Below are 14,362 nucleotides of genomic sequence, written 5' to 3' on the forward strand. Positions count from 1 at the left end.
TCAGGCCTAATCCAAGTTGGAATAAATCGATGTTTTTCATATCCTAATTTTACCCTATTTTACGACTCGTTACCCACACGAAACAGCGAAGAGCCTGAAAGTTTCAAGCACAGTCTTTGGCGATAACTTCAGCATCGTAGCTATTTCTTGCGTGGTAAGGATTTGCCGTTCATGCGTGTGATTGTTATACTGCCACTTCGTCAATACAGTCCCTCCTGAATGCTTAATGTTTATTTGCCACTATGTTTATTTGTCAAAGAGCGTAGGGAATATCAGCCACCTATGGGTAAAAATGATGCTCACTATGGGTAAAACAGAGATTATTTTAATGAACTGACTGTCGGCGTTTTTCCATGATCTGTTTAATTAATTCCACTCCCTTGGGCGAAACCATCGTTACTCCGTTGATAACAGCAAAGTAGCCTTCATCGATGTATTTCTGGTGAGGTCGATAGATCCGATCGAGGTTGGCTGGAACACGCCGTTCTTTTCTTATCGATGGGATATGGTGGATAGTGATTCCTGTAGGTCGGTGTGGTACGTTATTGGCCGTACTTAACGCCGCTACATCATCAGAATCATTCCATTCTTGCTGATAATACGTTTGCCACGTTTCTAATGCGTGCATCGTATCAACAAAGGTAGCCAACTTGCACAAACCTTGCGTAGTCCAGACGTAATTGCTGCACACTGCGCGACAGTTTTTACCGCATTGATCATAATGATAGTGCTTTCCTTCGATGAACACAGGCTGATGCGCAAAGAAAATTTCGATAACCTTGGAAGTTTGGATGTCGAGCAGAATGGCGACTTCAGATGTGGTAAACATTTGAGGCTGTTGTTGCAGGTAGCTGTTGTGCGTGTTTTTCAAAGTTGTTCCTCCATGATGATTTTTATTTATGCGGTCGAAAAAACCGCAATGGCAGCGAGTAGGGTTAGGTGATCGCGATTACAAAGTGAGGGATTGCCTGTTTGCTACTCCATCATCATACATTTTTAACACAGAATATGAAATAGTGGGATTTTGGACCTCATTCCGTTAATTCACTAAGAACAAATCGATCGCAATTACGTACAAACTCCATTTTGTTAAACAAACAGTTCAAATAATATCTGCAAACCACATATGTATAGCGTAATTCTTGCGTATTAGGAATAAATTGCTATCAAATGAGTGCAATAATACCTGTAAATATGTAATGAAGCTGCACGATAGAGTGTAGGGGCGAAGGGCCAGTTTTTACCGACTGGCTCTTTTTCTATTGCTCTCATAGTTGAAAAATCACGCCACAGGAAGGAGTTGATGAAAGTGGCAGCGTTAACCCCCAAGATCATCCGCATCGTCCGCACTCACCTTGACCTCACGCAAGCACAGGTTGCCCGTCGCTCTGGCGTTAGCACATCGTTGATCTCTGCTATTGAGCGCAGGGAGAAGCGATTGATGCCAGAAGTGGAGCAGCGTATCGGCGATGCACTGGCCGTCAGCGATGACATCGTTCATGAGATTCTGCTGTTACATCACCGAGTTACCGCCGCTAACGATGGCAACGATGTACACGGCACAGGCGATAGCGAAGTTGACAGCACTCTGTTAATGAAAGAAGAGGTGAAACATCATGACTGACAGCCCGAATTATCTGATCCGTCGCAAGCAGTTCACCTACGAGATGCGACAGGCCATCGAACTACTCAGCCAGCCACAGCGCGGCGGCTATACGCTCGGCCAGATTGCGGACATCTGTGGCGTAAATGACAAAACGCTCCGTCGCTGGCGTGCCGAGGAGAACTTCCAACGGGAGGTTCAGCGGCGCGTGCTACAAAGCGTCAATGAAAAACTGGCCGATGTGATGAATACGACCGTGCAGAAAGCCGTCGATGGCTCAGGGAAACATACGGAACTCGTGCTCAAAAGCCTTGGTATCCTGAAGGAACAGCACAACATCGTGGCCACACAACATTTCGATGAAGAACGCAGCGATGAAGCCATCGAACGGGAGATTGATGAACTGAAGCGCGAACTTGCCAAATTCGATGAGTAAGGAGAGAACGATAATGACGTTTTATGAAAGAATCAAAGCCTTCCAAGAGGATGCGGAACGTACCCAAGCCCGAATCCAATCGCTGATCGATGACAAACAGCGAGGCCACGAAAAGATTGCCGCGTTGAAGCGTGAGTACAACGAGTTGCTGTTATCCGGTTCGTCGGCCAGCGATACATTCAAGAAGAAGAAGGATTTGGAACGGCTCACGCAAGACGTCAGCTACATGGATGAGCGGATTCAGGAGGTTCAACAGTATCGACTGGAACAGCTACGGGCGCAGCTTTCCGAGCTTGATCAGGCGAAGAATGAGGAATGGAAAAAGATCGCTGGTGAGTACGACCTGATGATGGTGGAAGCGCGGAAGAAGAAGGCGGAGTTGCTGCTGTATTACTGTGAAATCAACAAGAAGAAGCAGGAATTTTACACGGCCTATGATCGCTTCATGGATGCCGTTTATGTTTCCAAGCTGGAAGATCACGACAAGTTACAGGCGCTCAATTATCGGCGCGCTCATCCCTGTTTGCCTCGTTACGCCACCGTCGGAACCTACACTGGCATGGATCTCACCGTGGTTCCCTTGGAAGGCGAAAGTACACACGCTCTCAATAATGCCTATGTTTGTGCGTGGGTGCGGCTGTATGAGAAGACGGGGGAACATGTGTGGAAGGACAGCACGGCACAGAAAAAATTAGCGGAGTTGAATGGCCATGAGTAAAGTTTGGAAGTATCGCGCCAACGCCAACGGGGATCTGATGAAGATTCTCGTCGAGGATGGCGAAGAGGTCGTGAAGAAGGAGTTAACGCCCATTGAGTTGATGGCGCTGGGCTATGAGCGATTGAACCAGAAGCGGGAAGTCAAGGAGAAGGAAGCCGCTAAAGCACAGCCGCCGATTATTCCGTTGAAAGCAGGGGAAAAGGAACCCGACAGCCTAACATTGATTCGCCTCGGCTATCAGATGGCTGAGGAAGCGCGACGGATGGATAAGTAACGTAGCCACTGTAAATAATCGATAAACTTCATAAAACTGGATTGGATAAGCGGGAGGGCTAACGCCTTTCCGCTTTTTTCTCGTTGTGGGACTGTTGTCAACGCTGGTGCAGTTGAGGAGCAATATTTACTATGTGGATTGGGGTATCGTCAAAACATCGCCACCCTACTGAACGGGGCACCGCTACCGACAATTAATCAATTTGATGGCTTGTGACAACGCTGGTCATCGCCAACTACTGCTGTGCCGTAGCTGAGGGGGCGTAGAGCTTGTGGTCAATTTGACGACAAGCTTCGCCGAGTACTGCTGGCACTGGAAATTCGTCCGCACTGAGTACCCGGCTTTGAATGAAGGACAGTGGAAGCTGCGGTGCCGTCGCGAGATGTCGTCAGAGCACGTGGGCGTGATGGCAACGTGCAGTAAGGATCGGATAAGGAAAAAACGGTATTACTGTGAGTCGGCGTAACTGAGGCACTGTGATTCTCGTTCTTTGATAACTGTAAAGGGCGCTATTCACTTATGGGAAGGTTAGGTAGCAAGCCGCCTTCCGCTGTGGACGCTATTCGATTGATGGGGCAGTGGGTTTCAAATCCGCTGTCCCTTGGCGTCGGCCAGTGGTGGCCGCAGGGTGAGTATCGCTCTGGTGGGCGAGGAAGTCAACGATGTTCAGCGACAATCATGGCAAACCTGAATAACGTGACCAGCGGCGACAGTCCTTCGGCAACGGAGGGCTGTTGTTTATTTTTAGAAAATGACCATGGCAATGGAGGATAAGGAAAACTCCTGTCGAAAAAAAGAAAAGCATTTCTTTGTAGGAGGATAGTGGATGGGATTCAAGTTATCTTACAACAAGCCGATCGCTAAATACCTTCTAAACCCGGCGGTGGCATTTGCTGTATCCGCTGTAACCCTAGTTGGTCCTGCATTGGCAGCCCAGACGCCAGCGGATCAACTGCTCATCAGTAAATTCAGGATCGGTAGTACTGCCTACACTGTAAACGGACAGCAGCGGCAGATGGATGTGGCCCCATACATTAAAGATGGTCGCACTATGATGCCCGTGCGCTATACTGCATACGCAATGGGAGTAGACGAAAGTGGTATCGCTCCTAAACCAGCGGGCGGTGGGGCTGTCATCACTCGAAAAGACGTTAGTGGTGCTAAAGATATTGTGGGCTTAACGACAGGAAGTACGGTAGTTGAGTCAGGTGGTATCTTTTCGAAAGACGTTGTCGCGCCAGAAATCGTGCAAGACCGCTTATTTGTTCCGTTACGTACTGTGGCTCCATTCGTGTTCGGTTAACCAAGTTTGCCCAAATGAGAACACGTACCCCATCTGTTGATTTCGTTAATGCCCTAAAAAAACCGAAAAAAACAACTCCGATTTACAACATTTTCCGATGATTGTTGCAATTATAATGAAAATACCCACAATATGGGGTGACCTCCCACCTTGGGATCATCATGTGGCATTTTCAACGTGGTGAATTCATTGAATAAATTTTACCATAATTGGTTAACCGATCACGGATGACTGTGGCTCAGGCTCTTGGCGGGGAAGCATTTTACAATGCTGATACGCAGGAGGTTACGGTAGTTACGTGGAAAAACGTACCTGCCAAAGCTAAAAAACCTGCCAACCAACAAAAATCTCTAACAATCAGCAAAGACACGCATCCTGATGTCATCGTAGCCGATCCGCGTGGTGGCTGGATGGTAGATGTAGCAAAATACTTACAACTGTGGGGCATACCCAAAGAGAATATCCTGTACTACGTACACCCGGAAACGAAACAAGGAGGGTTACTTGTGCGGGGATTTGAAGGTGCTGAAGGTTCAACGTTCATGATGATGTACACAGGGGAAAAATTCGTCTGGTTCGCGGGACCAGGGAAAAGTAGTGATACCGAATGGTCGTGGGGTAACTATGACCCAGGCCAAGGGAATTCTCTCGGCAATTCTATCTACTCGGATGGACCTACGGGGGATCTGATCGCTGCACTTATAGGTTCTCCTATGCACACTTCATTTAAGTCGGGCACTCTAACTTTGAATAAAAGATAGAGGTGCTTATGAAGAATTTGAAACAATTGTTAAAGCTGGGCTTGGTATCCTGTGGGATGCTTATATTACTTCCTGCTGTTGCCTTTGCAGCAGGGGAAGGCGACAAAAACAACGACACAACCCCAATATCAGGCTACGGTCAGCTCAACGGATACGTTCCCTCAACCATTCTCCTCGATGACAAGGACAAAACCGAATACTATGTTCCGATGGAATCGTGGTCTCGGCTTTCAGAGGCTATGTATCAAAATGGAATATTTCAGTTTTGTTCTTTTGATTTATACATATTAGCATTTTTACTATTTAATCCAAGGAGAGTGAGCTTAAAATTTAGGAGGATAGTATATGGAATTCAAGTTGCGATTACCTAAACTGTTTTCAAGACACATATTGATATCAACAGTTGCAATTTCTTTATCCGTCGTAAACTTAGCTGGTCCAGCATCAGCAGCACAGACGCCAGCGGATCAACTAATCATCAGCAAATTCAAAATCGGCAGCACTGCTTACACTGTCAACGGTGAACAGCGGCAGATAGACGTGGCCCCCTATATCAAAGACGGGCGAACGATGATGCCGGTGCGATTCACGGCTTACGCTATGGGTGTGGATGATTCCGGCATCAAACCGAAACCAGCAGGTAGTGGTGCTGTAATTACTCGTAAGGATGTAAGCGGTGCTAATGATGTTGTTGGTTTGACAACAGGGAGTTTGGTTGTAGAGTCAGGTGGAATGTACACAAAGGATGTTGTCGCTCCAGAAATCGTACAAGATCGCCTATTTGTTCCGTTACGTACCGTGGTCCAGGGTCTTGGCGGGGTGGCTTTTTTTAACACTGATACACAAGAGGTTACTGTAGTAACGTGGAAAAACGTACCGGCCAAGGTGAAGAAACAAACTAATCAACAAAAATCTCTCACAATTACCAAGGACACGCACCCTAATATCATCGTGGAGGATCCGCGTGGAGGCTACATGATAGATGTAGCAAAATACCTTCAATTGTGGGGCATTCCTGAGAAGAACATCCTATACTATGTGGACCCCGAAACAAAGCAGTGAGGATTAGTAGTGCGGGGGTTTGAAGGTGCTGAATGGTCAACGTTCATCGAAATGTACACTGGAGAAAAGTTCGTCTGGTTCGCGGGACCGGGGAAAACAAATGAGAGCCCGTCATCATGGACAAATTACAATCACCAAGATACGATGTATACTGATGGTGTAATAGGAAAAGCACTATCTGCACTTACGAATAGTTCCAATACAACTAACTTCAATAAGGGTTCTTTGAAAATAGAACCATTACATTAAATAAAAATGAAAAAAAGTTTTTGATGATTGTGACTGCATGCTCTTTGTTTTCGTGTTTAGTCACGCCAGTTTTTGCAGGCGGGTAAACAGGCGGCGGTAAAGCGAACAAGGATGGTCCCCCCAATAGCAGGCTACGACCAGCTCAACGGCTACGTCCCCTCAACCATTCTCCTCGATGACAAGGACAAAACCGAATACTAAAAAGTTTAAGGATGTGGATTTAAATAATATGTATATTGATGATTTATTTGTAAATGAGGTAGTATCAAATGAAGAGAACAGGTTTAATCTTGCCTTTATTCATCTACTAATGATCACGCCTTTCAAGAGGTTTGTATTAGATAAGTTGGACTTGCCGGAAGGTACAATAATTTATTCTCCTAAATCTAAGAATGGATTAAGGCCTGATTTCGCATGTAAATATAATGGTGAAATTATTGCTTACGTTGAAGTTGAATTAGGGCCAAAGGTTCAAATTCAATTAGAAAATTATAAAAAAGCATTTAATCCTGTAAGAATATTTTCTATAACTACTGATGATGATTCGGAAATTACGATAGAAGAAATAAAAAATAAGTTACATGATATTTATATTTCATTGCATGAACAAGAAAGAGTGTCGGCGCAATACGCTATTGATATCCTGAAGCAATACTCCAACCCAGACAGATATTCAAGACAAGAACCAATCTTGGACAATCATCAAGAGTTAAATCCGATATTCAATAAATTCTTTGAGATAGGGTTAACTGTTAGCACAAAGACTTCTGATAATCCAGATATCTATCTTGATACTGTAAAAGAAAAAGGACTTTCGTTTCGAATTCGTGTAAACGGAAAATGGGTCACACTTTTTAATCGTAAAAATGGGGGGGATTGCTTAAATTTTGAAACAAAAGAACAGTATTATGAAAAGTTAGAGGTAAAAGGTATAGACGTATGTGAAAAATGGATTCGGGATGTTGAGGGATTAACGAATAATAACGACCGTTTATTTGATAACGGTAGAAATAAGTACCTTAAAATACCCATATCCATAATATGCGAAAAAAATGATGCGTTAGCTAATGCTATTCTTTTATTGCTTGGAAAAGAAATGAAATAATTATAATACATCTTTAATGGTGGCGCACAGTTTAGCTATTGAAGGTTAAGCTGTTTCTTTACTAGGGAACTGAATGAGCCAAAGTTTTCGGCTACTTTATCAATATCCCCCGGTACCCCACCGCCCCTCGCTAACCACCGTAACCACTGTGCCCACGCTCATAACGCTGGCCACCGTAACCACCGTTGCCCCACGTCAAAACTTTCTCTTCACTTCTGCCGCCATCAGAGATAACCTACACCTGCCTCCAAAGTCAGTACCTCACGACACCACTGAAGGAGCGGGTATATCATGGCGTCAGCGAAGAACAAGAATGGCCAGGGTTGCGTGTATCAGCGAAAAGACGGCTATTGGGTAGCACAGGTTTCCCTTGGTAAGGATGACAACGGCAAACCGAAGTATGCGCGTAAGACGTTCAAGCGCGAAGAGGACGCACTGCACTGGCGTGACAAGGCACTTGTTGAACAACGGCAAGGCGTGTTCACAGTTCCCTCCACAGTAACTTTCGGTGAATGGCTGGATATCTGGCTCACGCGATATGTCCGCCCCCACGTGCGTCCCAAGACATGGGAATCCTATGAGTATATCGCCCGGTTTCATTTGAAGCCCATGTTGGGCAACGTGAAGGTACAAGCGTTACAAACCGCGCAGTTGCAGCAGTTATTGAACCAGCGGCATCAATCGGGCCTGTCATCCAGAACCGTAGAACTGATCCAAATCACAGCGCGAGCTTCATTAAAGCAAGCAATACACGAAGGTCTCGTTAGCCGCAACGCTGCCGAACACCTACGCAAGCCAAAGAAGGTCGCCAAAGAGATCCGCGTAATGACCGTCGAGGAAATGCGTAAACTGCTGACCGTGGCCGACGATGATCGCCTGGGCACCGCGTTCCACTTACTGCTGGGCACCGGAATGCGCGTAGGGGAACTGCTGGCACTGACGTGGGCCGATGTTGACCTTGAGCAAGCGGTTATCCGCGTGAACAAAGCGGCCATCCTTGTGAAAAACGCTGACCATGACACAGATGCTACCGCTAACAAGACCTGCGTTATCACGCAGCCACCGAAGACCAAACATGGCCACCGCAGTATTCCGATCACCGACGATCTCGTCCGCTACCTACGCCGATGGCTGATATTTCAGCGCCGGGAACGAATGATCACAGGTGCCGATTATCAAGACAAAGGTCTGGTTATAACGACGATGTTTGGCCATCAAGTTTCGCAACGGTATCTCGCTAGAAAGTTACAACAATTACTAAGTAAAGCAGACGTACCGGTGACAAATCTTCATGCACTGCGGCATACCTACGCTACGCGGTTACTGGAGAGCGAAATTCATCCGAAGGTCGTACAAGAGTTGTTGGGCCACGGTAGTATTGGAATCACATTGAATACCTACAGCCACGTGCTGCCTGATCTGAAGAAGCAGGCGATTGGCAAGCTGGAAGGCATGTTAAATACGAGAGCGCGGTGGCAAGGACAACTCGGATAGTCGCGACGGACAGCGATATATAGCAGTTTTCACAGCGTGAGCATCGATGGCCACGCTGTTTTCTTCTCCGCCATAGCAGTTCCTACCAATAATAATGCGATTTCCGGACACTGCAATAAAAACCGCCCCACACGTCGCCCTTTACGCCACGAAAAAAAGTTTCCTAGACTGTTTATACCTGAAATAACGTCCAGGGCAACAGTGGGGAACGTGTAGGCTCACGTGGCAAATGGTGATATTTATGAGATAACGGATGAGGATTCCATCGGCAATAACGGTCGGCTACGTGGCTACTGTGCTTGTGCTGTGCTTATGATGCCAACTACGGCCCAGCGCAGCCTTCTTACGCCACCGGTTGCCTATCGATGACCTCGATAATCTGCGTTAGTCTGCAATTAAACGATCATAAACCGGCGTAAACGCTGCCCAATGAAGGCCAAGACGCTTTATGACGATGTTCAAGATTTCAAAACGCGGCTATAATTTGAATTGGGGTAGTCTGACCGCAAGTGGACTACTGACTTGTAATCAGTAGGTTGCGGGTTCGAGTCCCATCCTCGGCACCATGATGATAACGAAGGTCTGCAGTAATGCAGGCCTTTTTTGTTGCGTAAAATGCGGTGTTGTAGGCGTGGGACACAGTGGCCGATGGGGGTGTGGTGTTGTACGGTAGCGGCTGAACAGCGGGATTGTAGTTGGTGGTGTAGTGTTGGGGGTACGGTGGCCACAATGACCACGATGACCGGTTGTAGCGATAGTGGCAATGAATGGAGTGAACGGGCCACGTTAGGGCTGTAAATCAGCGATTGAAGCACAGTATTTCGCCATTTGCCGTGTGGGGGCACACGTTGGGGGAACGTGCGGTGCAGTGGCGGTTCAGGGGGAAACGGTCGAGGGGACACTTTTTAGGGGCACAGAGGGGACGTGTGGGGCGGTTTTTGATCGCTATCGTCAAAATAGTTTAGTATGTCTACGATCTATGATAATGTCGATTGGTGTCGATTGGTGTCGATGGTTAAAAGTCTCAATTATATATTGACGAATATTAGCACTTTTGGTATGCTTAAATCGTTATGAAAATCTTGTAGTTGTTGTTTAAGGCTATGTTACTTATTGGCTACGACTTTATAGGTTAAAAATTAACTGATGATAAATATTATCAATTTAAGGGGGTGAAGTTAAATGAAAGAAATCAAATTAACTTGGGTTGTGAAGAAGGTAGAAGACACATCTCGTGTTAATGCTATGTATTGCTTTAAATCCTGTTCTGCGAACCAAAACTAATTCCTAAATTAGAATGTATGAAAAACGTAGGGGTGAGGTTGCTTTTTGCAGTTCCTCGCCCTTATTTATTTAGGAGGTATAAATATGTCACAAATGGAAGCTGCTATTGATGTTTCTAAGAGATATAAAATTTCTAATAATATTCGCATCATTGAACATAATAGAAAATACATAGTCATTTCTGTTGAAACAGCCAATTGGATTGTATTGCCTACAGAAAAACATCTTTCTATATTCAAAAGTTTGATAAATAAATCAATTGAGGAAACAATAAATATATTCGTGAAATGCGAAGATGATATGAATTGTGTAACTGATGTTTTGATTCAATTAGAGGCTAAAAAATTTGAAATATTTGAAGTAAAAAGGCCGGAAAGAAACGGAATATGCATTTACTTAACGAATGAGTGTAATTTGCGTTGCCCCCACTGCTATATGTTTGCGGAAAATAAAAGTGATAATGAACTTACCACGGAAGAGATTAAAAATATTCTAAGAGAATTTAAGAAACGAAATGGAGCTGCCGTAACATTTACCGGGGGAGAAGTTACATTAAGAAAAGACTTCTTGGATATTGTTGTTTTTGCCAAGAAAATAGGCCTTCTGATTACAATATTAACAAATGGTGTTAGTTGGAGCGAGAATCTAGTTGAATGTATTTATCCGTATGTTGATGAAGTGCAAATCAGTATAGATGGATATGATGAAGAAAGCAATTCACAAGTTAGAGGGGATGGTAGTTTTGATAAGTCGTTAAAAACAATTAATAATTTATTAGAAAAGAAAGTGAAAGTTACATTAGCGATTACTCCTTTGTATGAAGAGTTGATTGCAAATAAATATAAGTATATTTCATTTTCCAAAAACATGGTTAACAAATATAATTGCAGTGATTTCCGAGTAAAGTTTAACTATGAACTGATTAAAGGCAGAGAAGTAGCAGTTAATGATGATTTGAATTCGGAATACAGAAAAATAATTAATGAAATTATCGAAGAGGTCTATCCAGGCACTGAGGAAAATGTATTTGCTCTTAATCATGAGGAAAACTATATTTTGGATAACTGTGGGTATGGAGGTATAACTATTTCGGCGACTGGTGATATATATTTTTGTAACAGAATATATGAGATATCAAGTTATGGGAATGTAAGACGTATGTCATTTGGTGAATTATATGATCTTTCAAGTAAAGCAGAATCAATATCAAATATAAATAATTTGCGTCCGTGCAATGAATGTGAACTGAAGTTTATATGCGGAGGAGGTTGTCGAATAAGACATTTTCCACAATTGACGAATGTCGAAGATTTTGATAGTTATGATTTTGAAAATATTCATTCCAGAAAATGTACCGTGAAAGATAAAGAAAAGTATTATGAACTAATGATTAAGACGAACGAATTATTATATAGATAAAGTGGGTTGCTTGCAGGATGGATATAATATTTTCGATAAATACAAAAGAAACAGAAAAGCATAATAAACTTGTGTTGGAAACGTTTCTGGGGAAAAATAAAATTACAAAAAAAGGTTTTTACTCGGGGCTTCTAAAAAAAGTTGATCTTAATCAGGTAAATCAAGTGGAAAATATTTGTTCGAAAGAGTTCGATATTCTCAAAAAAATACTTTTGGATATTAACAATCCAAGAATATCTAAAAATCAAATCTGTGTTTCTTCTGAGAATATATTGAAGATATTCAAAAGAGAAAACCTAGAAGGTAATGTTTATTGGTTGAGTAAAGAAAAGAAACATTTAGTTATTAAAAAAATTATCTTTTCCAAGCAAGATTTTACCGAAAAAAACGAAAAAGAGATATTGTTGTTTTCAAAAAATAGTTTAAGCTATAAGGATGGATTGCTATATGTTGATATATATCAAGACGAAAATATAAATCAGCAGACAAATGATAATATAAGTGAAAATGTGCAAGTTGATCCGATGCCCCTGCTGTATCTAGAAAAGAAAGATAAAGAAATTATAGGGAATTTATTTTATTCTTACAATGGCATTCATATTCCTTCGGATTCAAAAGAAACAAAAGTTATTAAAGATAAAAAATACTACATGCGTGACTTAAACAGAGAGTTGTATTTTGAAAAAATAATAATTACTGGTAATTTTAGAAAAAGCAAATCAAATCAATATAAGTACGTAAATAGTGGTGGTTTGATTGAATCTATAAATTTTCTTTTGGAAAATGGTTTCAATGTATATTATTTTAATGGAAAAAAGATAATTCCTAAAAACGACACGTTCTATAATATTTCTTATGATATCAATTGGTTTTCGATAGATGCAAATGTGAAAATCGAAGATGAAATAATTAATTTATCACAATATCTAAAAATATCTAATAATAACAATTTTGTTGAAATCGATGATAAATTAGTAATTTTACCGAAATCAATTTCTAAATATCGAACAGAAATGGTAGAGGATCAAGGGAAGTTAATAGTCTCAAAATCTTCACTTCTCCCAATTCTTGATATAGCATCTGATATCCAAGTAGATATTAAAAACTTTGAGAGCTTTGTTGATTATGCTGGCATTGAAGTAGACTTGCCTGATAAATTAAAAAATGCTTTAAGACACTATCAGTTAGCTGGGGTTAAATGGTTAAAATGGCTATATAAAAACAATTTGGGAGGATGTTTAGCAGATGATATGGGCCTTGGGAAGACTATACAAATAATAGCACTGTTTTCTGACCAAGAAGTTAAGAAAAAAGGTCGTAATAATTTAATAATAGCTCCAAAGACCCTTCTTACAAACTGGCAACGAGAAATTAAAAAATTTAATGATAATTTAAATACTTTTATATTCCACGGTAGTCGTAGAAATGCTGACGAGTTATATAAATTAAATGATAGTATAATTATTACCACATACGCTACAGCGGCCAATGAGATTAAAACATTATTATCTATGAACCTTGGGTTGATTGTGTTCGATGAGATTCAAATTATAAAAAATTCGATTAGTAAAACCTATAAAAAACTTTCTGGATTAAAGTCATTATCGAAAATTGGGCTTTCTGGAACACCTTTGGAAAATAATTTAATGGAATTATGGTCGGTACTAAATATTTTAAACAGTAATACTTTGTCGAGTAAACAATCTTTGTTTAAAAGATACTTACCTAAAAACGGTAGCGAATATCAAGAATCAAACCAAATTAAAAGTATAATAAGCCCTTTTGTGTTACGAAGAACTAAAGGTGAAGTGTTGCACGAACTACCTATAAAAACAGAAGAAATTATTTATTGTGATATGCTTCAATCACAACGTAATTTATATGAAGCTATGCTTGTTTCGATCAATAGAGATATGGAAAGAAAAAATTCAAGGTATGAGATTATAGACAGTTCGTATATATTAAAAGGATTACTAATGCTTAGGCAAATCTGTTGTCATCCTTCTCTTCTTACAGAAATACATAATGTAAATAGTTGTAAAGAATCTGGCAAGTTTGAAACCTTGAAGTTTAAGGTTGCTGAATTATATGAACGTGGTCGCAAAATAATAATTTTTAGCCAATTCACATCAATGTTAAACATAATTAAAAAATGGTGCGAATCAAAAGGGTTTAATCATTTTTATTTGGACGGACAATTAAACAACAGGCAAAAAGTAGTAGATGATTTCCAAAATGCTGATCGTGGAATATTTCTGATCAGCTTAAAAGCCGGAGGTGTTGGATTAAATTTAATATCTGCATATGATGTTATAATTTATGATCCCTGGTGGAATCCTGCAGCAGAAAAGCAAGCTGCTGATCGTGTACATAGAATTGGTCAAACACATCCGGTAACAATTTACAAACTAATTACAGCTAATAGCATTGAAGAAAAAGTTTTAAAACTTCAAGATATAAAGAACGATCTATTTAATATCACAATAGAAAATATAGACACCAAAAAATATCTTACTATTGAAACATTAAAAAGCCTTATCTATGATAGATGAACCTTAAGCCTCTTCGCTGTTTCGTGTGGGTAACAATCGGCCTAGTCGGCTAGCGAATAACGATGTTTATTCATCTCGTGGGTTGCACACACTACCAATGGC

General features: G+C 41.6%; 14 protein-coding genes. 13 read left to right on the plus strand and 1 reads right to left on the minus strand.

Going from position 1 to position 14,362, the window contains the following annotated elements:
• Window positions 1-325: 325 nt before the first annotated feature.
• Window positions 326-871, minus strand: a complete 546-nt coding sequence (locus tag EDD73_RS13935; RefSeq protein ID WP_131920945.1) for a hypothetical protein — start codon at window positions 869-871, stop codon at window positions 326-328.
• Between the two features lie 432 nt (window positions 872-1,303).
• Between EDD73_RS13935 and EDD73_RS13940 the strand changes: the two genes are divergently transcribed.
• The 13 genes from EDD73_RS13940 (at window position 1,304) to EDD73_RS14005 (ending at window position 14,260) form a co-directional block, all read left to right on the plus strand.
• Window positions 1,304-1,624 (plus strand): helix-turn-helix domain-containing protein, encoded by a 321-nt coding sequence (locus tag EDD73_RS13940; RefSeq protein WP_131920947.1) that lies wholly within the window; start codon window positions 1,304-1,306, stop codon window positions 1,622-1,624.
• On the plus strand, window positions 1,617-2,039 hold the full coding sequence (locus EDD73_RS13945) for a phBC6A51 family helix-turn-helix protein (RefSeq protein WP_131920949.1): 423 nt from the start codon (window positions 1,617-1,619) through the stop codon (window positions 2,037-2,039). Before EDD73_RS13940 ends, EDD73_RS13945 begins: the two co-directional genes overlap by 8 nt.
• A 13-nt stretch (window positions 2,040-2,052) precedes the next feature.
• A complete protein-coding gene (locus tag EDD73_RS13950; RefSeq protein ID WP_131920951.1) occupies window positions 2,053-2,757 on the plus strand; it encodes a hypothetical protein in 705 nt (234 codons plus the stop codon).
• Complete coding sequence (locus EDD73_RS13955; protein ID WP_131920953.1) at window positions 2,750-3,031, plus strand: hypothetical protein; 282 nt, start codon at window positions 2,750-2,752, stop codon at window positions 3,029-3,031. Before EDD73_RS13950 ends, EDD73_RS13955 begins: the two co-directional genes overlap by 8 nt.
• 519 nt (window positions 3,032-3,550) lie before the next feature.
• Window positions 3,551-3,805: a hypothetical protein gene (locus tag EDD73_RS13960; protein ID WP_131920955.1), complete on the plus strand. Its 255-nt coding sequence runs from the start codon at window positions 3,551-3,553 to the stop codon at window positions 3,803-3,805.
• A gap of 52 nt (window positions 3,806-3,857) precedes the next feature.
• Entirely contained in the window at window positions 3,858-4,334 is a 477-nt protein-coding gene (locus EDD73_RS13965; protein ID WP_131920957.1) for a stalk domain-containing protein, read from the plus strand.
• Between the two features lie 227 nt (window positions 4,335-4,561).
• Window positions 4,562-5,095, plus strand: coding sequence for a hypothetical protein (locus EDD73_RS13970; RefSeq protein WP_131920960.1), 534 nt, complete (start codon window positions 4,562-4,564; stop codon window positions 5,093-5,095).
• A gap of 8 nt (window positions 5,096-5,103) precedes the next feature.
• Complete coding sequence (locus EDD73_RS13975; protein ID WP_131920963.1) at window positions 5,104-5,466, plus strand: hypothetical protein; 363 nt, start codon at window positions 5,104-5,106, stop codon at window positions 5,464-5,466.
• Window positions 5,441-6,157, plus strand: coding sequence for a copper amine oxidase N-terminal domain-containing protein (locus EDD73_RS13980; protein ID WP_131920965.1), 717 nt, complete (start codon window positions 5,441-5,443; stop codon window positions 6,155-6,157). The genes EDD73_RS13975 and EDD73_RS13980 overlap by 26 nt, the downstream gene beginning before the upstream one ends.
• A 478-nt stretch (window positions 6,158-6,635) precedes the next feature.
• Complete coding sequence (locus EDD73_RS13985) at window positions 6,636-7,511, plus strand: PDZ domain-containing protein (protein ID WP_131920967.1); 876 nt, start codon at window positions 6,636-6,638, stop codon at window positions 7,509-7,511.
• A 291-nt stretch (window positions 7,512-7,802) separates the two neighbouring features.
• Window positions 7,803-9,005, plus strand: coding sequence for a tyrosine-type recombinase/integrase (locus EDD73_RS13990; RefSeq protein WP_131920969.1), 1,203 nt, complete (start codon window positions 7,803-7,805; stop codon window positions 9,003-9,005).
• Window positions 9,006-10,373: 1,368 nt separating this feature from the next.
• On the plus strand, window positions 10,374-11,708 hold the full coding sequence (locus tag EDD73_RS14000) for a radical SAM/SPASM domain-containing protein (RefSeq protein WP_131920971.1): 1,335 nt from the start codon (window positions 10,374-10,376) through the stop codon (window positions 11,706-11,708).
• Window positions 11,709-11,725: 17 nt separating this feature from the next.
• Window positions 11,726-14,260, plus strand: coding sequence for a DEAD/DEAH box helicase (locus EDD73_RS14005; RefSeq protein WP_131920973.1), 2,535 nt, complete (start codon window positions 11,726-11,728; stop codon window positions 14,258-14,260).
• The last annotated feature ends 102 nt before the right edge of the window (window positions 14,261-14,362 follow it).

The sequence above is a fragment of the Heliophilum fasciatum genome (assembly GCF_004341395.1).
GTDB classification, from domain to species: Bacteria; Bacillota; Desulfitobacteriia; order Heliobacteriales; family Heliobacteriaceae; genus Heliophilum; species Heliophilum fasciatum.